This window comes from Brevundimonas sp. Root1423 (assembly GCF_001426805.1).
The window spans coordinates 467224-489054 of sequence record NZ_LMFL01000023.1 but is presented as its reverse complement, the minus strand read 5'-3'; the positions used below and the strand labels follow the sequence as shown (position 1 = coordinate 489054).

Genomic DNA, 21831 nt, shown 5'->3' with positions numbered 1-21831 from the left:
GGCTCAGCGGCGGGCGCAGACCTTGCCCGACCACATGCGGTCGATGGTGGCCTGGCCGCCCGGCTGGAGGACGCGGCCCCAGACGCCCGCGTAGGCGAACTCGCGGCCCTGCACGGCGTCGGACAGCATGAAGCCGCCGCGGCCCTGACGCAGGGCGCTGACGCTGTCGCGGAAGTTCAGGCCGGCGGCGGTGGAATAGTCGCCCTGCAGGACGCGGTCGGCGCTCCAGCCGACGAACTGGCCGTCCTGGAATGTGAGCCGGATCCCTTGCGGCCAGTCGGCGTGGCTGAAGACGCCGTTGCGGCAATTGCTTTCCTGCGCCCGCGTCGGCGCGCCGGGGAAGACGGCGCCGGCGTAGGCGAGGGCCTCGGCCTCGGTCGCGCCGAATTTCAGGGCGCCGGGCGCGCCGACCAGCGTGATGCCGTCAGAGCCGAGGACACCGGTCTGTGGCGGCGAAACGGCGAGGAAGGCGGCGGCGATCAGGGCTGAAAAGGTCATGCGGCCATTCTGACGGCCGCCGCGCGGCTTCGCACGGGCGGGGCGACGAAGATGCGACGAGCGCTCTCCTGCGCGGGCCTGATCGAAGTTTCGTCGCAGCGCGCGCCGCCGTCCGTGTTCAGGCCCTAGAGAGCCCGGCTCGCAACCGGGAGGCGGCCATGCTGCGTCTGATCCTGGCCGTCGCCGCGGCCGTGTACATCGTCATCGGCGCCGCCGGAGCCTTTGTCGCGCGGCAGGATCCGGCCGCGAGCGCCCCGCCGCCGACGCTGGACGCCGTCCAGCACGATCTGGACGTCGCCGCGGCGCTGACGGCCGCCGCAGACAGCAGGGCGCCGGCTCAGGCTGCGGACGAGGCGGTGCACGCCCTCGACTCCGGGACGGTTGAACCCGACGCGGCGGGTCTCCCGCCTCTGGCGCTCACGCCGGCCGGGGACTCGATCGACCCTGGTCCGGACGTCGCCGGCCGGGCCTAGACCTTCACCTCGATGGTGCCGCCGCCGGCCCGGAACTTCGCGCTCATCTCCGCCATGCCGGCCTCCGCATCCACCAGCGAACCGCCCGCGTCGTTCTGCGCCTGCGCATCCCGGCGGATGTCCTGGCTGATCTTCATCGAGCAGAATTTCGGGCCGCACATGCTGCAGAAGTGGGCGGTCTTGTGGGCCTCCTTGGGCAGGGTGGCGTCGTGGTATTTGCGGGCCGTCTCGGGGTCGAGGCCGAGGTTGAACTGGTCCTCCCAGCGGAACTCGAACCGGGCGCGGGACAGGGCGTCGTCGTGCATGCGGGCGGCCGGGTGCCCCTTGGCCAGGTCGGCGGCGTGGGCGGCGATCTTGTAGGTGATGACGCCGTCCTTGACGTCCTGACGGTCAGGCAGGCCGAGGTGCTCCTTGGGCGTGCAGGATGGCCACCGCGATCCCCGCCAGGATCATCAGCCCGCCCATGGTCGGNCCCTTGGCCAGGTCGGCGGCGTGGGCGGCGATCTTGTAGGTGATGACGCCGTCCTTGACGTCCTGACGGTCAGGCAGGCCGAGGTGCTCCTTGGGCGTGACGTAGCAGAGCATGGCCGTGCCGAACCAGCCGATCATGGCCGCGCCGATGGCGCTGGTGATGTGGTCGTAGCCGGGGGCGATGTCGGTGGTCAGCGGCCCGAGCGTATAGAAGGGCGCCTCGTGGCAGTGCTTCAGCTGCTCATCCATNGGCGCTGGTGATGTGGTCGTAGCCGGGGGCGATGTCGGTGGTCAGCGGCCCGAGCGTATAGAAGGGCGCCTCGTGGCAGTGCTTCAGCTGCTCATCCATGTTGGCCTTGATCTTGTGCATCGGCACGTGGCCGGGCCCCTCGATCATGACCTGACAGCCCCTGGCCCAGGCGATCTTCGTCAGCTCGCCGAGGGTGCGCAGTTCGGCGAACTGGGCCTCGTCATTGGCGTCGGCGATGGAGCCGGGACGCAGGCCGTCGCCGAGGCTGAACGACACGTCATAGGCCCGCATGATGTCGCAGACGTCCTCGAAATGTTCGTAGAGGAAGGACTCGCGGTGATGCGACAGGCACCACTTGGCCATGATGGAGCCGCCGCGGCTGACGATGCCGGTGACGCGTGGCACGAAGGGCAGGCGGACGCCGGCGTGGATGGTGAAATAGTCGACGCCCTGTTCGGCCTGTTCGATCAGGGTGTCGCGATAGACCTCCCAGGTCAGGTCCTCGGCGATGCCGTTGACCTTCTCCAGCGCCTGATAGATCGGCACGGTGCCGATGGGGACGCTGGAGTTGCGGATGATCCAGTCGCGGATGTTGTGGATGTTGCGGCCGGTCGACAGGTCCATGACGTTGTCGGCGCCCCAGCGGGTGGCCCAGACCAGTTTGTCGACCTCGTCGTCGACGCTGGAGAGGAAAGTTGCGGCCGATGATCATCGGCTCGACCTCGGGGTGGTTGATGTTGTGCGGGATGATGGCGCGGCCGCGGGCGATCTCCTGACGCACGAACTCCGGGGTGACGAAGTCGGGGATGGCGGCGCCGAAGTCCTCGCCGTCGCGGATGCAGGGAGCGGACTGTTCGCGGCGCAGGTTCTCGCGGATGGCGACGTATTCCATCTCCGGGGTGATGATCCCGGCCTTCGCATATTCGTACTGGGTGACCGGACGGCCCTCGACGCCCTTGAAGACCTTGTGGTGCGAGGTGTCGAAGCGAGGGGCCAGATGGCGGCCGGAGGCGTGGCCGTTGTCCTCGGGCCTGACCTCGCGCGGGTTCAGCACGGGGGCGATGTCGCCGCGGTCGAGCTGCCAGCTGGATTTGACCAGCGGCAGGCCGCGCTTGATGTCGATGGTGACCGTCGGGTCGGTGTAGGGGCCCGAGGAGTCATAGATGGTGACCGGCGGCTCGTTGGCGCTCGGGTGCACCGCCACTTCGCGGAAGGGGACGCGGATGTCGGGGTAGAGTTCGCCGGCGACATAGACCTTGCGCGAACCGGCGCGTTCGCCGGTCGGAATGGTCCCGGTCTCCTTCATCACCTGATCGCGGGCGTCTTTCAGAGCCAGGTCGATGTTGGGCTCTTCGGGAAGGGCGGGGGGCGTGACGGAGATGTTCATGGCGGCCTCTGGTGTTGAGGTCCGCCGACGTCGGGCGAGGGACTCCACGCGGGGTCCAGCGTTACTCATCCCTTCGCCGGCATGACCCGGATCAGGTTCGACGGGTCAGAGGAACACCTCAATCTCAGCCGCTTGGATGCGACCCCCCGGAGAACGGGGCGACCCTACGCCCGACCGGCGCGCGCATCAACGCCGATGGTCACGGTTCCGACCAGCCGCGCACGGTCAGTTCGAGGCGGCCCTGATGCGGATCTTCCCGGAACAGCAGGTGCAGGGTCTCGACGCCGCCGCCGGGGACGTAGTCGAGGGTGGCGGCCGCGGTTTCGGGGGCGCCGGCGGGCGGGGTGAGGACGCCCTCGACCTCGACGGAGGCGGCCGTCTGGCGACCGGTGTTCGCGACCTCGATCTCGACCCGGAAGCCGGACGGAACGGACGTGACCGAGGCGGCGCGGGCCGAGAGCTCCGGCGGCGACGCGGGCGTCAGGGCGGCCAGGACGAGGACGATCAGCACTCCGGCGGTCACCGCCAGACCGAGGCCGGCGACGGCCCACTCGAGCAGGGGGCGTGACGTCGGGGCGACGGGGGCGGGTTTTCGAGCCATGAGACTATACCAGCAGCCGCGCGACGGCGGCCCCAAGGGCGGCGGGGAAGGCGAGCACCACGGTGGTGGAGACGATCATCGCCGGCGTCTGGCCGTCCAGCCGTCCAAAGACCCACAGGACGAACATGCTGACCAGAATGGCGATGGCGTAGCCGACGATCGTGAACCGGATGAGGGCCGTCCCGGGGTGGCTGGCGGACTCCTGACCCGCGAAGCCGACGGTGAAGACGAGCAGGTGCAGCAGGAGGATCGAGACCACGGCCAGCAGCAGGATCTGCCAGCCGGCCATCTGGTAGGCGATCAGGATGACCTCCTCGGTCGGTGCCACGTTGAAGGCCAGAACCAGGGCGCCGGCGGCCATCAGGAACAGTTCGCCGTAATAGGGGGCAGTGTCCTCGTCGCCCTCTTCTGCGCCCGCGCTGAGCTGGCGGCGGGCGAGGGTGGCGCCGATGGCGGCGGGTGCGCCCTGTATGGTGATGCGCCCGATGGCCTCGCCCGCGCTCACGTCCGGGCCCAGCAGGCCGAACAGGGCGAGGAAGGCGGCCGAGGTGGCGAAGCCGACGGCCAGGGCGGTCAGGGTGTTGAACACGTCATTGCGCCAGCCGCGTTGGGCGTTGAACCCGGCGTAGTCGGACAGGCCGTAGAGCAGGGGCAGGGTCAGCAGGACGAAGGCGAGCAGCCGGACGGGCGGAATGGCCAGGCCGAGCGCCCACATCTCCATCGTCATCAGCAGAGGGAAGGCGAAGATCAGGGCTCCGCCGAAGGCCCGGCCGAGGCCGGCGGCGTAGGCGCGTTCCCGGTTCGGGTTGATGGCGAGCCTGGCGGTCATCGCGTCCCCAACGCCCGTGGAGCGGCAAAGCTCCAGCTTCAGTCGGGGAAGGCGACCAGCAGGCGGTCGAGGGCGGCCTCGGCGCGGGGCCAACCCTCGGCGTCGAGGCTCAGGCCGGCGACGCCGCCGCGCCGTTCGGCGGACAGGGCCAGTTGCTGGACGGCGGCCAGCAGGACGGCGTTGAGGGCGGTAGGGTCGCCCTCGGGCGGGACGCGCAGGCGCGGCCGGCGCTCGCGCATCCAGTTTTGCAGCACGGCGGCGCGGTCGGCCTCGATGCGGCGCAGCAGGTCGGAGTCCTCGACGAGGGCCCACGCCATCAGCCGCAGGCTGAGCGGGCTGGCGCGCAGGGCGGCCAGCCAGGTCAGAAGGCTGATGCGGGCGAAGGTGCGCAGGGAGGCGGTGTCGACCAGCGGGATGGAGGCCAGGCTGGCGGCCAGTCCGGCGTGGGCGCGGGCGGCGATGCGGTCGACGACCCCGTCAGCGCCGTCAAAATAGCGGTAGACCAGCTTGCGGTCGCAGCCGGTCTCGGCGGCGAGGGTCTGGACGTTGAGGCCGGGAAAGCCGTCGCGCAGCAGAATGCGCTCACCCGCCGCCACGATGGCGGCCTCGGTGGCGCTTCGGTCGCGCAGCTTGGCGACGGCGGGGACGGGCGATTCGGCCATGAGGCCAGCATCAGGCCGCGCGAGGTGAGTCGGCAAGCGGGGCGGATGGATCGCGGTGAGGGGGGAAGAAGATGCGGCCCGGTCTGCGTCGGGGGGCGTGGCAGAGACCGGGCCGCTGAGGACTCTGTCGAGCGCGCATCGCCGCAAGGTCCGATGGGAAAACTGCGGTCCCCCAACTCCGTTCCCGGGTCTCGGAAATAATTTTGGCAGTCGGGCTTCGTCAGGGAAAACCCTGTGTCCGGTAATGGACGTTTCCGTTCGAAGACAAATATTTACACAGATGCAACCGGAAAGGTTGCATCTGCATTAGAGGGCCGGATCTGAGGGGTAACCATGAGTTTGGCGTTGGAGCGACTGGTCTACGAAAGCACCGCCACCGGGACGACCGAGTCAATCGGCAACCTGGCGGTGATCCTCGCCGAGTCCCAACGCAACAACGACCGTGACGGCCTGACCGGCGCACTGGCCGCCCACCGCAATCATTATATCCAGGTGGTGGAGGGGCCGGCCCAGGCGCTGGACGCCCTGTTGCGGCGGCTGGAAAGCGATCCGCGGCATCGCGACGTCACCCTGCTGGACCGCGAGCCCATCGCCGAACGCCTCTTCAGCGGCTGGAGCATGGCCAATGCGCGGATCACGCCGGATCATGGCGCGGCGTTGGACAGCCTCGTTGACGACGACGACCGGACGCCGCGTCAGGTGATCGGGATCCTGCTGGACGCGGTCCAGAAGGCCGATGCGGCCCGGACGCGGGATCAGCCGGTTTACTGACGACCCGGAGGCTTCGGCGGGAACAATGCCGAACCGGTTCGGCAAATCGTCCGGACCCGTCTAGAAGGGGCGCACACCGGAGCCGCCCACCCATGCACCTCGCCCGCTTTCCGCGCGTTCGCCTCGCCCATCTGCCCACGCCGCTTGAACCGCTGCCTCGCCTGAGCGAGGCGCTGGGCGTCGAGATCTGGGTCAAGCGGGACGACTGCACGGGCCTGGCCGGCGGCGGCAACAAGACCCGCAAGCTGGAATTCCTGCTGGGCGACGCGATGGAACAGGGGGCCGACACCCTGGTGACCCAGGGCGCAGTGCAGTCGAACCATGTGCGCCAGACGGTGGCGGCCGCGGCGGCTCACGGGTTCGCCAGCGAGGTCATTCTGGAAGAGCGGACGGGTTCGAAAGCCATCGACTACACGCGCAACGGCAACGTCCTGATGGACCGGCTGTTCGGCGCGGGCATGCGCACCGTCCCGGGCGGGACCGACATGAACGCCGAGCTGGAGAAGACGGCGGCGGAGGTGAGGGCGCGGGGCGGCAAGCCCTACATCATCCCGGGCGGCGGCTCGAACGCCATCGGGGCGCTGGGCTATGTCGACTGCGCGCGCGAGATCGTGGTGCAGGCGGACGAGCTGGACATGCAGGTCGACCGGATCGTGACGGCGACGGGCAGCGCCGGGACCCACGCCGGTCTGGTGGCCGGGCTGGCGGTGATGGGGGCGGACATTCCGGTGCTGGGCATCGGCGTGCGCGCGCCCAGGCCGAAGCAGGAAGAGAATGTACTGAAGCTGGCCCGCGAGACGGCGGCCCTGCTGGGACGGCCGGACGCGGTGACGGACGGGATGGTGGTGGCCGACTGCGACTACGTCGGCGAGGGCTACGGACTTGTCGACGACGCGGTGATCGAGGCGCTGAAACTGGCGGCGCGGACGGACGCGATCGTGCTGGACCCCGTCTATACGGGAAAGGCGATGAAGGGGCTGATCGCGCTGGCGAAGGCCGGGCGGTTCGAGAACGAGACGGTGGTGTTCCTGCACACGGGCGGGGCGCAAGGCCTGTTCGGCTACCAGGGTGAGATCGAGGGAGCGCTCTGATGGCGAAGGTTCTGGGCGTTCTGGGCGGCATGGGCCCCGCCGCGACGGTGGCGTTCCTTGAGCGGGTGCAGGCGTTGACGCCGGCGCAGGGCGATGAGGACCACATCCGCATTCTGGCCGACATCAATCCGCAGGTGCCGGATCGCAACCGCCAGCCTGACGCGGCGGAGAAGACGCTGGGCCAGATGGCGATGCGGCTGCGCGACGCCGGCGCGCAGGTGCTGTGCATGCCGTGCAACACGGCGCATGCGCAGGCGGCGGGGATCAAGAAGGTCGGCCTGCCCTTCATCGACATGATCGCCGAGACGACCGAGGCCGCGGCGGCCGGCGGGGCGAAGAAGATCGGGGTGCTGGCCACGCCGGGCGGCGAGGCCCTGTACGCCCGCGCGCTGCAGGCCAAGGGCGTGAAAATCGTGCGCCTGAGCGGGGCTGCGCGCGAGGCCTTCATGGCCTGCGTCTATGCGGTAAAGCGGGGCGATCTGGGCGAGGGTCCGCGCACCGAGATGCGCCGTCTGGCGGCCATGCTGGTCGCGGCCGGCGCCGAGACGGTGATCGCAGGATGCACGGAGGTGCCGCTGCTGCTGGGAGCGGAGGACGTGACCGTGCCGCTGGTGGATTCCGCCGAGGTGCTGGCGCAGGTTTGCGTGAACCGTTGCAAATGATGTCCGGCTTCTGACCAAAGCGTAAGTTGACGCGGGCGCCGCCGGGAGCACGAAGGGTCGTCCCAAACGGAGCCGAGCCATGCGCGTACTCTTCGCCGCCCTTCTTCTGTCCGCCGTCCTGCCCTCGGCGGCGATGGCTCAGGAGGCGCCTGCCTACCCCGTCCTGCTGCCCACCCCGGGCGGCGAGGTCATCATCCACAATGCGCGCGGCCGGAATGCGCATGACGAGGTCGGCTACGCCCCGGCGCGGCGGGCGGGCGACACCCTGTATGTCTCGGGCGCCATCGTGTTTCAGGCCCCCGGCGAGGGGAATGACCTGGCGGCGTTCGAAGCGCAGGTCCGGCGCACCATGAGCCAGCTGAACCGGACGCTGACGGCGGCGGGCGCGACCTTCGACGACGTGGCGCTGGTCAACAGCTTCCACGTCTGGGAGGGGCCGAATTTCACCGGCGAACGCATGCAGCAGATCGAGGTCATGGCCCGCGTCTGGCGCGAGTTCTCGACAGGGCCGCGGCCCGCCTGGACGGCGGTCGGCACCTCGGGCCTGCTGGGCGAGGGCGGCATCGTCGAGATCCAGCTGATCGTGCATTCGCCCGCGCGGACCTGACATCCGGCGCGACGAGGGGTTGCGGGGACGGGCGGCGCGTTCCAAACCTCGGCGGGTGAAAACCCTGTCCCTTATTATCGATTGCGATCCCGGCGTAGATGACGCCGTAGCGCTGATGCTCGCCTTCGGGTCGAGCGAGCTGGAACTGCTGGCCGTCACCACGGTGGGCGGAAACGTGCCCCTGGCGAAGACGACGCGGAACGCGCGGATGCTGCGCCAGATCGCCGGGCGCGAGGACGTGCCCGTGCACGCCGGGGCGGACCGGCCGCTGCGGCGCAAGCCGGCCGGGGCGGGCGAGTTTCACGGCGAGGAGGGGCTGGGCTTCATGACGCCCTTCACCCCGGCGAAGGGTGTCGCTGACGGCCATGGCGTCGACGCCCTGATCAATGCCGTGATGGCGCGCGAGCCGGAAACGGTGGCGCTGGCGGTGCTGGGTCCGATGACCAATCTGGCGCTCGCCTTGCGCCGCGAGCCGACCCTGGCGAGACGGCTGGGACCTGTTGCGATCATGGGCGGCGCGCGCAGCGAGGGCGGCAACATCACCGCGTCGGCTGAGTTCAACGTCTGGGCCGATCCCGAAGCCGCCGACGAGGTGATGCGCAGCGGGTGCCGCATCACGATGTTCGGCCTCGATGCGACCCATCAGGTGCGGGCCACGGAAGAGCGGATCGCCGCCGTCGCCGGAATCGGAACGCCGAAAGGCGACACGGCGGCCGCGATGATGCGGTTCTCGCAGAAGGTCGAGCGCGAGATCGTCGGCTGGGACGCGCCGCCCGTTCATGACGTCTGTCCCGTCGCCTGGTTGCTGAAGCCGGAGCTGTTCGAATTGAAGCCGTGCCGGATCGCCGTCGAGTTCCAGAGCGAGCTGACGCGGGGCCATACGGCGGTCGAGTTCCGGGTCGATCCGGCGGAGGCGCCGCACCGCTGGGCGGTGTCCGCAGACGCCGACGGCGTCTTCGCCCTGATCACGGAGGCGGTGCGGTGAGGATCAACGTCGTCGGCTCGATCAATCTGGATTTCGTCGCCACCTCTCCGTCCCTGCCGCGCGCGGGGGAGACGGTGACCGGGGCGACGCTGGCGCGGCATCCGGGCGGCAAGGGCGCCAATCAGGCGCTGGCGGCGCAGCGTCTGGGGGCGGACGTCAGCCTGACCGGCTGCGTCGGCGACGACGAGATGTCAGGCGCGGCCATGGCCCTGCTGATGGCCTATGGCGTCGAACTGTCGGGGGTCGAGACGGACATCGCCGAGCCGACCGGCGTGGCCCTGATCGCCGTCGACGACGAGGGCGAGAACCAGATCGTGGTCTGCGCCGGCGCCAATCTGCGGGTCACGCCCGAACAGCTGCCGGCGCGGATCGACTGTCCGCTGATCGTGCAGCTGGAGCTGCCGATCTCGACCGTCGAGGCGGCGGTGGGACGGGCGACCGAGTTCGTCTGCGTCAACCTGGCCCCGGCGGCGCCGGTGTCGGACCAGTTGCTGCGGCGGGCCGATCTGCTGGTGGTCAATGAGACCGAGGCGGCCTTCTACGGCGACCTGCTGCATCACGGCGGCGGGCGGGTGGTCGTGACTGAAGGCGCCAAGGGGGCGGTCATGTACCAGCGCGGGCAGGAGCTTGCACGCGCTGCTCCGCCCAGGGTCAGGGCGGTGGACGCGACGGGAGCGGGCGACGCCTTCGTGGGCGCGATCTGCGTCGCCCTGCTGGAGGGGAAGGAGCCCGAACAGGCGCTACGGTTCGCTTGCGCGGCCGGGGCGCTGGCGGCGACGCGGCCCGGCGCGCAGCCGTCCCTGCCGACGCGGGCCGAGGTCGAGAGCCTGATCGGTTGAGGTGGAATCGCTTCGCGATTCCGCTGATGCCGTGAATCAGGCTCTCCCATGATGCCTGAGCGAAATCTCCGATTTCGCTTGGGCGATCATTACGGCGACGTAACTTTGGCCGGCGGGATCGACTGATAGGGTCCCCGCTTCTGTTCAGACGCCGAACCGGGGACCGCCGACATGACACGCACCGCCGCCCTTCTGGGAGCCTCGCTGCTCGCGCTCGCCTCTCCGGCCTTCGCCCAGTCGGCCGCGCCGATTTCGGTGCCGCCGCTGGAATATTCTCACCGCGAGCTGGCCAACGGGCTGGATGTCTACGCCATGCCGGACGCCACGGCGGGCACGGTCACCGTGACCCTCTGGTACGATGTCGGCGGCAAGGACGATCCGCAGGGGCGCAGCGGCTTCGCCCATCTGTTCGAACACATCCTGAGCCGCAAGACGGTCAACCTGCCGTACGGCCAGATCTCGACCCTGGTCGAGAACGCCGGCGGGTCGCGCAACGCCTCCACCGGTCAGGACTTCACCAACTACTATGAGACGGTGCCGCCGCAGTATCTGGAGACGATGCTGTGGACCCACGCCGAGCGGATGGCGCGGCCGGTGGTCGACGACGCCGTGTTCCAGGCCGAGCGTTCGATCGTCCAGGAAGAGCTGCGCCAGCGGGTGCTGGCCCCTCCGTACGGCCGGTTCGGCCGGTTCGTGATCGGCGACAACAGCTTCGACGAAAGCATCTATCGCCGCAGCGTGATCGGCTCGCTTGAGGAGCTGAATGCCGCGGTGATCGACGATGCCCGCGCCTTCCACGAGGCCTATTACCGCCCGGCCACGGCGACCATGATCGTGTCGGGCAATTTCGATCCGGCGCAGCTGGACCGCTGGGTCGATCAGTATTTCGCCGGTATCACGAACCCGCAGCGCCCGGTGCCGGTGTTCGAGCGGCCGGTGGAGACGCCGCGCACCGCGCCGCGCATGGCCGAGGCCTATGCACCGAACGTGCCGATGCCGGCGGTGGGCGTCCTGTATCCGGGCATGGCGGCGAATCATGCCGACGCCGCGGCGCTGGACGTGCTGCAGGGGATTATGTCGCGCGGCGACAGCTCGCGGCTGTATCAGGCCCTCGTCTACGGCAAGCAGCTGGCGTCGACCGCCAATTTCAGCGCCAACAGCATGGAGGAAGACGGCTCCATCGGCGTGACGGCCACGGTGGCGCGCGGCAAGTCGATGACCGATCTGGAGGCGGCGCTGGACATCGAGCTGGCGCGGGTGCGCGACGAGCCGGTGACGGCGGCGGAGCTGGCCGAGGCCAAGACCGAGATCGTGGCGGCGGCCCTGCGGCAGCGTGAGACGGCGTCGGGCCGGGCCTTCATCCTGGGCCAGGCCATCGTCTCGGAGAACGACCCGGGCGCGCCCGACGCGCGGCTGGCGGCGGTGCAGGCCGTGACCGCGGCGGATGTGCAGCGGGTGGCGCGGACCTGGCTGAATGATCAGGCGCGGGTGGCGGTGCGCTATCAGGACGAGAGCGCCCGGCCCTCCGGCGTGCCCGAGGACAGCTGGCGCAATCCGGCGCCGGTGCCGACCTATCTGACCGTGCCGCCGGCCATCCTGCCGGCCAATGAACTGCTGCCCGAGGGCCAGCGGATGGCGCCGCCGGCGCCGGGCGCGGTGCGGGCCATGGCCACGCCGCGGGTGGTCGAGCGGACGCTGTCGAACGGGCTACGGGTCATCGTGGCGAAGTCGACCAACCTGCCGATCATGAACGCCCAGCTGGTGATCGCCGGCGGAGCGGCGGGCGATCCGGCGGGCCAGGCGGGTCTGGCCTCGATGACAGCCAATCTGGCGACCGAGGGCGCCGGGGGCCGCTCGGCTCCGGAGATTGCGCGCACGCTGGAGGCGCTGGGCGCCAATATCGGCGGCGGGGCGGGGGCCGACTCCACGACCCTGTTCCTGTCCGCGCCGGTGGCCTCGGCCGATCAGGCCGGAGCGGTGCTGGCTGATGTTGTGCAGCGGCCGGCTTTCGACGCCGCGGAGCTGGAGCGCAGCCGGACGCAGACGGTCACCGCCCTGACGGTGGCGCTGCGCGATCCGGGCTCGCTGGCCTCGCAGGTCCTGAACCGGCTGGCCTTCGCGGGCGCCGCCTATGGCGCCCCGGCCGCCGGGACGCCGGCCTCGGTCGGGACGCTGACGCGCGACCAGATCGTCGGTTTCCATGACCGCTGGTGGCGGCCGGACAACGCCGCCCTGATCATCACAGGCGGGATGGAGCCGGAACAGGCCTTCGCCTTCGCCGAGCGGACGCTGGGCGGCTGGGCGAAGCCGTCGGGCGCGGTTCCGACGATCTCGAACCGGGCTGGCGAGCGACCCGCGCCGCGCATCGTCGTCGTCGACCTGCCCGGCGCCGGTCAGGCCGCTGTGGCTGCGGCCGTGCGCGGTCCGCGCCGGTCGGACCCCGCCTTCTATCCGCTGGCGGTGGTCAACAGCGTCATCGGCGGCGGCCAGAACGGCCACCTGTTCCAGGAAGTGCGGGCCAAGCGCGGCCTGTCCTACGGCGCCAACTCCTCGCTGGGCGCGCGGGTGGACGGCGGCCTGCTGAGCGCCGCGACCCAGACCAAGAACGAGAGCGCGGCCGAGGTCGTCGCCCTGGTGCTGGCCGAGTTCGACCGGCTGAAGACCGAGGCGGTGACCGAGCAGGCGGTCACCGACCGCGAGGCGTTCATCACCGGCGGCTTCTCGCGCGCGGTCGAGACCACGGGCGGTCTGGGCGGGGTGCTGTCGGACGCGGTCACCTATGGCCTGCCGCTGACCGAGGTCGAAACCTATGTCGGCAAGATCAACGCCACGACGCCCGAGGGCGTGACGGCGGCGGCGCAGGCGGTCGGGTCGGATCAGGCCTATGTCGTGGTGGTGGGCCAGTCGGCGATGTTCATCGACGCGCTGCGGGCGGCGCATCCCGATGTGGTGGTGATTCCGTCGGCGCAGCTGGACCTGAACAGCGCGACACTGGGATTGTAGTTTTATCTCCGTGCATCCCGGCGAATGCCGGGATCCAGATCACGAGCGCGGTTGCTGGTGATGAGAGACGTGCGTTTCGGCCAACCCCGGCGTCATGACATCTGGATCCCGGCATTCGCCGGGATGCACGGTGAAGTTTCAGGTCAGGTAGTGGTCTAGACGGTCGGCCCATGTCGGATTGTCCTTCTCGATCAGAAGCACCTTCCAGCTTCGACGCCATTCCTTGAGGCGGCGCTCGCGCATGAAGGCGCCGGAGCGGGTTTCATGCCATTCGGCCCAGACGAGGGTCTTGCAGCCGTACTGACGGGTGAAGCCGGGGCGCAGACCGGTGCGGTGTTCGGCGACGCGCGCGCCGAGGTCGTCAGTCTGGCCTATGTAGAGCGTACCGTTGCGGTCGCTGGCCATGATGTAGACCCAGAAGCCGATCGGGCCGCCGTCGCACCGGATTCCCGCATAGGCCTGACGCGCCATTTCGTCCTCCGCGCATCCCGGCGAATGCCGGGATCCAGATGAAGGACACCATGCGGGAAGACGAGGCGCGCGCACCCGCGAGCGTTGAAGACTATGTGTCTGATCCCTACCTTCGGCGGGATGATCGGAGTTTCTACCGCGCCCGGAACGACGCGATCGCGTCGACCGTCTTGCGCACATTGGCCTCGATGCCGGCCCAGTCGCCGGCCTTGACCGCCGCGTCGGTGACCAGTTTCGAGCCCATGCCGGCGGCGACGATGCCGCTGCCGAACCATTTGGCGATGGAGGCCTCATCGGGGTCCACGCCGCCGGTGGGCATGATCTTGGTCCAGGGCATGGGGCCGAGCACGGCCTTGACGAAGTCGGCGCCGCCGACGCTGGCGCCGGGGAAGAGTTTGACGATCTCGCAGCCCAGTTCATGGGCCTGGCCGATCTCGGTGACCGAGCCGCAGCCCGGGAAGTAGGCCGTCATGCGCCGGTTGCAGACCCTGGCCACGTCGGGGACGAGGCAGGGGCTGACCACGAAGCGGGCGCCGCGGTTGAGGTAGAGGCTGGCCGTGCCTGCATCGACCACAGAACCGATGCCGAGGATGATGTCGGGGTCGGTCTGCTGCAGCTCGCGGGCGATGTCGCCGAACAGGTCGCAGGCGAAGTCGCCGCGGTTGGTGAACTCGATCGCCTTCGCCCCGCCGCGGGCGCAGGCGCGGATGACGTTCAGGCTGACCTGCGGATCGGGATGATAGAAGACCGGGGCCACGCCCTGGGTCTCAAGGGCGGTGAGGACGGCGAGACGGTCGTGGCGCATGGTCTGATTCCTCCGCCGGCGTCCGGCAGCCCACCATGCTTATCCCACCCGCCGCGTTCCGGGAAAGCGGCGGGGCGGGCGGATGTGGAACTTTGTGTTTCGAGGCTCAGGCCATTTGCCGCCTGGCGCCGCACAGGTCGCAGAACTCGCGTCCCGCCACGCGGCGGTCGGGCCGCCAGCGGTGACGGCGACAGCGCAGCTGACGGATAAGTTTTCGTAGAGCGCGCATCATGGGGAGCTACATGCGGTTGTGCTGACGGTGATCGGTCGCGAGGATTCGGCCGATCAGGCGCACACACAATTATTCGTCGCACGGGTCAAACGATGAATACGGGTCGGGCAGCGATGAAATGCCGCTGCCAGGCCGCCAACTGGTGCGTCATACCCGGGCACAGGCTTGTAGGTTCGAGGCGGAACCGGAACGGTTCCGAGGGCTTTGTGTCCCCATGATCGCCGCATTGTCGTCACTTTTTCTCGCGGTCGGGACCCAGACCGCGCCCCCGGCCGCTCCGCCCGTCACAATCCCGGAACCGGATATCAGCCTGTCGATCTCGGCGCAGGTCGATCAGGCTCGATGGCGGCAGGTCGGGACCGTATCGGTCCGGGCCTGGGCTGAGCCGTCCGGCTCGGTGATCGAGGAAAACCTCTCGACGGGCCTGCCCCGGCCGATCCCGGGTCAGCGCACGTTCCGGAACGTCCAGTGGAATCTCAACGCCGCGGCGACGATCGCAGTCCCCGATGAAACCGCGGCTCCGCCCGCTTCCGAATCGCGTCCAGCCGACGCGCCAGCCTCTGATCAAACCCAAGGAGATCCCCGATGAAGCATCTGTTGGCGAGCGGCGCCGCCGTTATCCTTCTCGCAGCCGCCGGTCAGGCCGCGGCGCAGTCGCAACCCGGCGGCATGCCCCAGGTCCAGCCTGTGCAGCCCTTGTCGGCCCAGCCTGCTTCGGCGCCGTCGGACCCGTCCGCCGAGCCGGACGTCCTGCTCGACATCCCGAACCTGTCGGTGGAGGAGATCACCATCGAGGTCGAGAACCTCAGGGCCAAGATCGCGCTCGAGGCGCGGCTGGCCAATCTGCTGCACCTCAGCGCGGGGGCGGACATCGGCGTCGACAACGTGAAGATCAGCATCAAGGGCGTGCAGGCGCAGGTGCTGCTGAAGGTGCGGCTGGACAATGTGCAGGCCATCATCGATCGGACGCTGACGACCATCGACCGCAATCCGGAAATTCTGGAGCGGCTGCTGACCACGGTCGACAATACGGTCGATACCGTCGGCGGGGTGGCGAATACGACGCTGCAACCCGGCGGGGTCGTCGACAACACCGTCGGCACGGTGGGTCAGGTGGCCGGTCAGGCCACCCGCCGCTAGGCGGCGCGGGGGGAAGGGGCGGCCTTCGCCAGATCGGCGAGCCGCCTCACCAGCGCGCTGTCGGGATCGAACAGCGGGTTCAGCACGGTGAAATGGTTCAGGCCGGGGAGGGCTTCGTAGCGGGTTTCGACCCCTTGGGAGCCCCAGTGGTCGGCCATCATGCGCGACTGGCGCAGGAACTCCGCGCTCTCGTCGCCGCCGACGACGCAGTCGAGGACGGTGCCGCCCGGTGTTGAACCGTTGGGCACGGGCCAGAAGACCGGAGACAGGGCGGCAGCCTCCCGCTCGTCGAGATCCAGGGCCTTGTTCAGCGAGGTGGAGACGAGCGGGCGCAGGTCGAAGACGCCGCTGATCGCGACGGCGGCGGAGGCGCGGCCTTCCGACAGCATGCCGGCCGACATGTGACCGCCGGCGGAGTGGCCGAAGACGACAGGCCGGGCGCCGGCGCGGGCCCGGATCGCCTCCACCGCCGCGCGCACCTGATGCAGGATGGCGCCCAGCCGGACGGTCGGGGCAAGGTCGTAGGAGGGGATGGCCAGGCTGACGCCGTGAGCGAGGAAGGACGGGGCGATGCCGCTGAACCAGTCCTTGTCCAGCGCCTGCCAGTAGCCGCCATGCAGGAAGACAGCGACGGGCGCGTCCGGGCCGGCGTCGAACAGATCCATGACTTCACGCTCGCCCGGGCCGTAGGCGATCTCCACCGGCGGATGGGCGGCGCGGGCCGCCTCCGCGGTCTCGCGCCACATGGCCATGACGGCCGGATGGTCCGGCACGCGGGCGCGGTTGTTGTATTCGGCCTCGAGGTCGATCTCGCCTGTCACGAATCCATCCGCTACACACCTCCCGAACCCGGAAGGACCGCCGCCATGATGACCGCCATCTTCGTCTTCATCAAATGCGAGCTGGGCCACGCCAACGACGTAGCGGCCGACATGGTGGACAATGTCGAATACGTCTCGGAGGTCTATTCGACCTCGGGCCAGTACGACCTGCTGGCCAAGTTCCAGCTGCCGAAGGAGATGGACATCGGCACCTTCGTGACGAAGTCGGTGCAGACGCGCGCCAACATCCGGGACACCTTCACGGTCATCACCTTCTCGCCCTTTCTGCCGGGCGGGGGCTGACGCAGCGTCACCCGTGAATCGCTGCTAGGGTTGCGGGGACGGAGGTTCCCATGACCGATCTTGATGCGTTCCGCGCGGAGACGCGCGCCTGGCTGGAAGCGAACTGCCCGGCCGAATGTCGCGGGCCCGGCGACGATGAGGACGCCATCTGGGGCGGTCGCAATCCGGTCTTCAAGACGCCGGCGCACAAGCTCTGGATGGACCGGATGGGCGCCCGCGGCTGGACCGCGCCGGAATGGCCCGCGGAGTACGGCGGCGGCGGGCTGAGCCGCGAACAGGCCAAGGTGCTGGGGTCGGAGCTGCGTCGCATCAAGGCGCAGCCGGCGTTGAACAGTTTCGGCGTCTGGATGCTGGGGCCGGCGCTGCTGGCCTTCGGGACCGAGGAACAGAAGCAGCGCTTCCTGCCGGAGATCGTGCGCGGCGAGATACGCTGGTGCCAGGGCTATTCCGAGCCGGGCGCCGGGTCGGATCTGGCGGCGATCCAGACGCGAGCGGAGGACAGGGGCGACCACTGGATCGTCAACGGCCAGAAGGTGTGGACCAGCTACGCCGACAAGGCGGACTGGATCTTCTGTCTGGTGCGGACCGACCCGGAGGCGCCCAAGCATCTGGGCATTTCCTTCGTGCTGTTCGACATGGCGACGCAGGGGGTTTCGACCCGGCCCATCACCCTGATCAGCGGCAAGAGTCCGTTCTGCGAGACCTTCTTCGACGACGTGCGGGTCGAGAAGGAGAACCTGGTCGGCACGCTGAACCGCGGCTGGGACGTGGCCAAGCATTTGCTGGCGCACGAGCGGACCATGATCGGGGCCATGGGCGAGGTCGGACGCGGACGGCCGCTGGGCCAGGTGGCGACCGGATCGATCGGGCTGGACGACGAGGGGCGGCTGGACGACGGCATGCTCCGTGCACGGATCGCCGAGCTGGAGATCGACGCCGCGGCCTTCCGTCTGGCCATGGAGCGGACCGGCGATCAGGTGAAGGCGGGGCAGGCGCATCCGGCCATCGCCTCGATGCTGAAATACTATGGCTCGGAGCTGAACAAGCGGCGGCACGAACTGCTGATGGCGGCGGGGGGCTCGGACGCGCTGGAGTGGGAGAGCGACCGCTCGCGCCACGGGGCGGCGGCGCGCGACTGGCTGCGGACCAAGGCCAATTCCATCGAGGGCGGGACCAGCGAAATCCAGCTGAACATCATCGCCAAACACCTGCTGCAACTGCCGGGCGCCTGACATGCCGCTGATCCTCACCGAAGAGCAGACGATGCTGAAGGAGGCCGCGGACGGCTTCCTGAACGAGCATGCGCCGATCGCCCATCTGAGGAAGCTGCGCGACAGCAAGGACGGCGACGGGGTATCGCGCGACCTGTGGCGCGCGTTTGGAGAGATGGGATTTGCGGGGATCCTCATCCCCGAGGAACACGGCGGCTCGGGTCTGGGCGCGGTCGAGGCCGGGGTCATGGCCGAGGCGCTGGGGCGGACGCTTACGCCGTCGCCCTTCCTTGGTTCGGGGGTGCTGTCGGCGACGGTGCTGAAGGGCGGATCGGCCGAGCAGCAGGCGGCCTGGCTGCCCCGGATCGCGGCGGGCGAGGCGATCGTCTCGCTGGCGGTCGACGAGGGGCCGAAACACGCGCCGGCGCGGATCGCGACGACGGCGGAGCGGTCGGGCAACGGCTTCAAGCTCAACGGGGCCAAGGGCTTCGTGCTGGACGGCCATGTGGCGGACGCCCTGATCGTGGCGGCGCAGACCGAGACGGGGCTGACGCTGTTCCTCGTCGACCCGAAGACGGCGGGGGTAGAGATCGAGCGGACGGTCATGGTCGACGCGCACAATGCGGCGCGGGTGACGCTGACGGATGTCGAGGTCGATGCGGATGCCGTGATCGGCGCGGTCGACGGTGGCGACGGGCTGCTGGAAGGGGCGCTGAATCTGGGCCGGGCTTGCGCGGCGGCGTCGCTGAACGGGGCGGGGGATCAGGCCTTCCAGACGACGCTGGAATATCTGCGGACGCGGAAACAGTTCGGCAAGCTGATCGGCGAGTTCCAGGCCCTGCAGCATCGGGCGGCGCATCTGTATTCGGAGATCGAGATCGCACGGGCGGCGGTGATGGGCGCGCTGAACGCGCTGGACGCCGGGCGCGAGGACGCGGGTCTGGTCGTCTCGGTGGCCAAGGCCAAGGCCGGGCGGGTGGCCGACCTGGCGGTGCAGGAGGCGGTGCAGATGCACGGCGGCGTCGGCATGACCGACGAATTCGACGTTGGCCTGTTCATGAAGCGGGTGCGGGTGCTGAACGAACTGCTGGGCGACGCCGGCTTCCATCAGGAGCGGATGGCCCGGTCGCAGGGGTTCTAGCGGTCGGGGGCGGGGCGCCCTAAACCTCTCCCACGGGAGACACGCAGCATGACTCGCGCCAACGCGCCTCAATACCAATCCGGCTTCGGCAATCATTTCGCGACCGAGGCCGCCCCCGGGGCTCTGCCCGAAGGGCGGAACTCGCCGCAGAAGACGCCGATGGGTCTGTATGCGGAGCAGCTGTCGGGGACGGCGTTCACGGCGCCGCGGTCGGAGAACCGCCGGTCGTGGCTGTACCGGCTGCGGCCCAGCGCCCAGCATCCGGCCTATCAGCCGTTTACCCAGGGCAAGGTGCGATCCGGGCCGTTCCATGAGGCGCCGCCGTCGCCGAACCGGATGCGCTGGGACCCGCTGCCCATGCCGGCCGAACCGACCGACTGGGTCGAGGGTCTGGTCACCTATGGCGGCAACGGCGAGGCCGATGCGGGGGCCGGGACCGGCATCCATCTGTATGCCGCCAACCGGTCGATGACGGACCGCGTCTTCTACTGTGCTGACGGAGAGATGCTCATTGTCCCGCAGATGGGAGATCAGGTCTTTGTCACGGAAATGGGACGTATTGACGCCCGGCCCGGCGAGATCGTCGTCATCCCCCGCGGGGTGAGGTTCCGGGTCGAATGCACGGGGCCGATCCGGGGCTATGTCTGCGAGAATTACGGCGCGGCGTTCCGCCTGCCGGACCTCGGGCCGATCGGGTCGAACGGTCTGGCCAATCCGCGGGACTTCCTGACCCCGGTCGCCGCGTTCGAGGACGTCGACCGGCCGACCCAGTGCGTGCAGAAATTCGGCGGCCGGCTGTACGCCACCACCTTCGATCACAGCCCGCTGGATGTCGTGGCCTGGCACGGCAACAACGCGCCGTACAAATACGACACGGCCAATTTCAACACGATCGGCACGGTCAGTTTCGACCATCCGGACCCGTCGATCTTCACGGTCCTGACCTCGCCCAGCGACACGCCGGGGACGGCCAACTGCGACTTCGTCATATTCCCGCCGCGCTGGATGGTGGCGGAGGACACCTTCCGTCCGCCGTGGTTCCACCGGAACGTCATGAGCGAGTTCATGGGGCTGGTGACCGGCGAGTATGACGCCAAGGAGGGCGGCTTCGCGCCCGGCGGCGCCAGCCTGCACAATTGCATGAGCGGGCACGGGCCGGATCAGGCCTCCTATGACAAGGCGGTCGCGGCCGATCTGAAACCGGTCAGGATCAGCGACACCCTGGCCTTCATGTTCGAGACGCGGATGCCGATCCGGACCACGGAATGGGCGCAAACCAGTCCGACGATGCAACTCGATTACGATGACGTCTGGACCGGGTTCCGGAAGGGAAAAGTGGAATGAAGCGTCTTGCCATGATCGCGGCCCTGTTGATGGCCGCCGCCTGCCAGCCCGTGCCTGAAAAGGGCGACCTCGGTTACGGAAACGAGCCCGCGCCCGTGGCCGTGCCGGAAAGCGCGGCGGCGGCGGACTGCATTGCCCGCAACGGGACCATGCAGCCGGTCGGACGGATGCAGACGATGCAGTGCGTGGTCCGCTACGCCGACGCCGGCAAGCGCTGCACGGACAGCGACCAGTGCGCCGGCGAATGCCGGACGGCGGATGTCACGGCGCGGCCCGCGGAGGGCGCGGCGGTCGCCGGGATCTGTCAGGCTGACAGCAACCGGTTCGGTTGTTTCACCCGGGTCGAGGACGGCAAGGCCGAGGCCACCCTTTGCATCGATTGACCCTGCATCCGAAGTCGGACCGGCGCCGTTCCTGAACCATGAGCCTGACCGAGATCGCCGCCCTGCTGGGCCTGAACCTGGCCCTGATCGTCGCGGTGATGCTGGGCCTGTGGCTGGTCGCCTTGCGGCTGAAGGACGTCAGCTTCGTCGACGGCGTCTGGCCGCTGGGCATGCTGATGCTGGCGCTGGTCACCTTCCCGCGCACCGACGGCGATCCGATCCGCAAATGGCTTCTGATCTGGCTGGTCGGGGTGTGGGCGATCCGGCTGGGCTGGCATCTGCTGGGCCGGTGGCGGCGCAACGGGGCGGACGGCCGTTATGTCGAACTGGTCGAGAACCAGGAGAAGGCCAAGGGGTGGGCCTTCGGCAAGACCGCGCTGCTGTTCGTCTTCCTGCCGCAGGCGGTGCTGGGCTGGCTGACCTCCCTGCCGGTGCAGCTGGGGCAGGTCGCCTATGATCCGCCGGTGGGCTGGATCGGCTGGACCGGAGCTGTGCTGGCGGTGGTCGGCATCGGCTTCGAAAGCATCGGCGACGCCCAGCTGGCGGCGTTCAAGAAGGACCCGAAGAACAGGGGCAAGGTGCTGGATACGGGCCTGTGGCGCTGGACCCGGCACCCGAACTATTTCGGCGACGCCTGCGTGTGGTGGGGGCTGTATCTGATCGCGGCCGAGACCGGGCCGGGCATGTGGGCGATCCTGGGGCCGGTGTTCCTGACCTTCACCCTGACGCGCTGGTCGGGGATCGGGATTACCGAGAAGGCCACGGCGAAGTCCAAGCCGGGCTATGAAGACTATGTCCGGCGCACAAGCGCCTTCATCCCGTGGCCGCCGAAGAGAGGTTGAGGGCCACTA

Annotated in this window: 24 protein-coding genes, 2 pseudogenes and 1 riboswitch; of the genes and pseudogenes, 16 read left to right on the top strand and 10 right to left on the bottom strand. The window is 69.2% G+C overall.

The window, feature by feature from the left end; translation table 11 throughout:
- Positions 1–3: 3 nt before the first annotated feature.
- On the bottom strand, positions 4–498 hold the full coding sequence (locus tag ASD25_RS15710) for a hypothetical protein (protein ID WP_056618634.1): 495 nt from the start codon (positions 496–498) through the stop codon (positions 4–6).
- 158 nt (positions 499–656) lie between these two features.
- Here ASD25_RS15710 and ASD25_RS15705 point away from each other — a divergent pair, with 158 nt between their 5' ends.
- Positions 657–971: a hypothetical protein gene (locus tag ASD25_RS15705; RefSeq protein WP_056618631.1), complete on the top strand. Its 315-nt coding sequence runs from the start codon at positions 657–659 to the stop codon at positions 969–971.
- On the opposite strand, the pseudogene ASD25_RS15700 reads toward ASD25_RS15705, so the two are convergent.
- The 6 genes and pseudogenes from ASD25_RS15700 to ASD25_RS15680 all read right to left on the bottom strand — a co-directional run.
- Positions 968–1390: pseudogene (locus tag ASD25_RS15700) on the bottom strand (phosphomethylpyrimidine synthase ThiC); the annotation flags it as partial. The gene ASD25_RS15705 and the pseudogene ASD25_RS15700 sit on opposite strands and share 4 nt — an antisense overlap.
- A gap of 53 nt (positions 1391–1443) precedes the next feature.
- Positions 1444–1691, bottom strand: a 248-nt coding sequence (locus ASD25_RS32035) for a phosphomethylpyrimidine synthase ThiC (protein ID WP_304439655.1), incomplete at its 3' end; no start/stop codon positions are given.
- A gap of 1 nt (position 1692) precedes the next feature.
- Positions 1693–2998: pseudogene (thiC, locus tag ASD25_RS15695) on the bottom strand (phosphomethylpyrimidine synthase ThiC); the annotation flags it as partial.
- A gap of 131 nt (positions 2999–3129) precedes the next feature.
- Positions 3130–3238, bottom strand: a riboswitch (TPP riboswitch).
- 40 nt (positions 3239–3278) lie between these two features.
- A complete protein-coding gene (locus ASD25_RS15690) occupies positions 3279–3680 on the bottom strand; it encodes a hypothetical protein (protein WP_156389338.1) in 402 nt (133 codons plus the stop codon).
- 4 nt (positions 3681–3684) lie between these two features.
- Positions 3685–4509, bottom strand: a complete 825-nt coding sequence (locus ASD25_RS15685; RefSeq protein WP_056618620.1) for a TIGR02587 family membrane protein — start codon at positions 4507–4509, stop codon at positions 3685–3687.
- Positions 4510–4547: 38 nt separating this feature from the next.
- Complete coding sequence (locus ASD25_RS15680) at positions 4548–5171, bottom strand: TetR/AcrR family transcriptional regulator (protein WP_056618617.1); 624 nt, start codon at positions 5169–5171, stop codon at positions 4548–4550.
- 333 nt (positions 5172–5504) lie between these two features.
- Between ASD25_RS15680 and ASD25_RS15675 the strand changes: the two genes are divergently transcribed.
- The 7 genes from ASD25_RS15675 (at position 5505) to ASD25_RS15645 (ending at position 13129) form a co-directional block, all read left to right on the top strand.
- Positions 5505–5942: a BLUF domain-containing protein gene (locus tag ASD25_RS15675; RefSeq protein WP_056618614.1), complete on the top strand. Its 438-nt coding sequence runs from the start codon at positions 5505–5507 to the stop codon at positions 5940–5942.
- A gap of 92 nt (positions 5943–6034) precedes the next feature.
- Complete coding sequence (locus tag ASD25_RS15670) at positions 6035–7033, top strand: D-cysteine desulfhydrase (RefSeq protein ID WP_056618611.1); 999 nt, start codon at positions 6035–6037, stop codon at positions 7031–7033.
- Positions 7033–7695 (top strand): aspartate/glutamate racemase family protein, encoded by a 663-nt coding sequence (locus ASD25_RS15665; RefSeq protein ID WP_056618608.1) that lies wholly within the window; start codon positions 7033–7035, stop codon positions 7693–7695. Before ASD25_RS15670 ends, ASD25_RS15665 begins: the two co-directional genes overlap by 1 nt.
- Positions 7696–7774: 79 nt before the next feature.
- Positions 7775–8302, top strand: a complete 528-nt coding sequence (locus ASD25_RS15660; protein ID WP_056618605.1) for a Rid family hydrolase — start codon at positions 7775–7777, stop codon at positions 8300–8302.
- Between the two features lie 55 nt (positions 8303–8357).
- Positions 8358–9287 carry a nucleoside hydrolase gene (locus tag ASD25_RS15655; RefSeq protein ID WP_082572453.1) on the top strand — a complete coding sequence of 310 codons (930 nt, stop codon included), beginning with the start codon at positions 8358–8360 and terminating at the stop codon, positions 9285–9287.
- Positions 9284–10126 (top strand): ribokinase, encoded by an 843-nt coding sequence (locus ASD25_RS15650; RefSeq protein WP_056618599.1) that lies wholly within the window; start codon positions 9284–9286, stop codon positions 10124–10126. The genes ASD25_RS15655 and ASD25_RS15650 overlap by 4 nt, the downstream gene beginning before the upstream one ends.
- A gap of 171 nt (positions 10127–10297) precedes the next feature.
- A complete protein-coding gene (locus tag ASD25_RS15645; RefSeq protein ID WP_056618596.1) occupies positions 10298–13129 on the top strand; it encodes a pitrilysin family protein in 2832 nt (943 codons plus the stop codon).
- Between the two features lie 138 nt (positions 13130–13267).
- On the opposite strand, the gene ASD25_RS15640 is transcribed toward ASD25_RS15645, so the two are convergent.
- Both ASD25_RS15640 and ASD25_RS15635 read right to left on the bottom strand, forming a co-directional pair.
- The gene (locus tag ASD25_RS15640; RefSeq protein ID WP_056618593.1) at positions 13268–13600 is read right to left on the bottom strand and encodes a GIY-YIG nuclease family protein; all 333 of its coding nucleotides are present in this window, start codon (positions 13598–13600) and stop codon (positions 13268–13270) included.
- 133 nt (positions 13601–13733) lie between these two features.
- On the bottom strand, positions 13734–14405 hold the full coding sequence (locus ASD25_RS15635; protein ID WP_056618591.1) for a bifunctional 4-hydroxy-2-oxoglutarate aldolase/2-dehydro-3-deoxy-phosphogluconate aldolase: 672 nt from the start codon (positions 14403–14405) through the stop codon (positions 13734–13736).
- 446 nt (positions 14406–14851) lie between these two features.
- Here ASD25_RS15635 and ASD25_RS15630 point away from each other — a divergent pair, with 446 nt between their 5' ends.
- On the top strand, positions 14852–15226 hold the full coding sequence (locus ASD25_RS15630) for a hypothetical protein (protein ID WP_056618587.1): 375 nt from the start codon (positions 14852–14854) through the stop codon (positions 15224–15226).
- On the top strand, positions 15223–15777 hold the full coding sequence (locus tag ASD25_RS15625) for a hypothetical protein (RefSeq protein ID WP_056618585.1): 555 nt from the start codon (positions 15223–15225) through the stop codon (positions 15775–15777). Before ASD25_RS15630 ends, ASD25_RS15625 begins: the two co-directional genes overlap by 4 nt.
- On the opposite strand, the gene ASD25_RS15620 is transcribed toward ASD25_RS15625, so the two are convergent.
- Positions 15774–16598, bottom strand: coding sequence for an alpha/beta hydrolase (locus tag ASD25_RS15620; RefSeq protein WP_056618582.1), 825 nt, complete (start codon positions 16596–16598; stop codon positions 15774–15776). The two genes, ASD25_RS15625 and ASD25_RS15620, sit on opposite strands and share 4 nt — an antisense overlap.
- A gap of 45 nt (positions 16599–16643) precedes the next feature.
- Here ASD25_RS15620 and ASD25_RS15615 point away from each other — a divergent pair, with 45 nt between their 5' ends.
- The 6 genes from ASD25_RS15615 to ASD25_RS15590 are packed head-to-tail and all read left to right on the top strand — an operon-like array spanning position 16644 to position 21822.
- A complete protein-coding gene (locus tag ASD25_RS15615; RefSeq protein ID WP_056618579.1) occupies positions 16644–16901 on the top strand; it encodes an Lrp/AsnC family transcriptional regulator in 258 nt (85 codons plus the stop codon).
- 50 nt (positions 16902–16951) lie between these two features.
- A complete protein-coding gene (locus tag ASD25_RS15610) occupies positions 16952–18133 on the top strand; it encodes an acyl-CoA dehydrogenase family protein (protein WP_056618576.1) in 1182 nt (393 codons plus the stop codon).
- Position 18134: 1 nt separating this feature from the next.
- Positions 18135–19253 carry an acyl-CoA dehydrogenase family protein gene (locus ASD25_RS15605; RefSeq protein WP_056618573.1) on the top strand — a complete coding sequence of 373 codons (1119 nt, stop codon included), beginning with the start codon at positions 18135–18137 and terminating at the stop codon, positions 19251–19253.
- Positions 19254–19301: 48 nt separating this feature from the next.
- Positions 19302–20597, top strand: coding sequence for a homogentisate 1,2-dioxygenase (hmgA, locus tag ASD25_RS15600; protein WP_056618570.1), 1296 nt, complete (start codon positions 19302–19304; stop codon positions 20595–20597).
- Positions 20594–20980, top strand: coding sequence for a hypothetical protein (locus ASD25_RS15595; protein ID WP_056618567.1), 387 nt, complete (start codon positions 20594–20596; stop codon positions 20978–20980). The genes hmgA and ASD25_RS15595 overlap by 4 nt, the downstream gene beginning before the upstream one ends.
- A 38-nt stretch (positions 20981–21018) precedes the next feature.
- Positions 21019–21822 (top strand): DUF1295 domain-containing protein, encoded by an 804-nt coding sequence (locus ASD25_RS15590; protein ID WP_056618563.1) that lies wholly within the window; start codon positions 21019–21021, stop codon positions 21820–21822.
- Positions 21823–21831 lie beyond the last annotated feature (9 nt).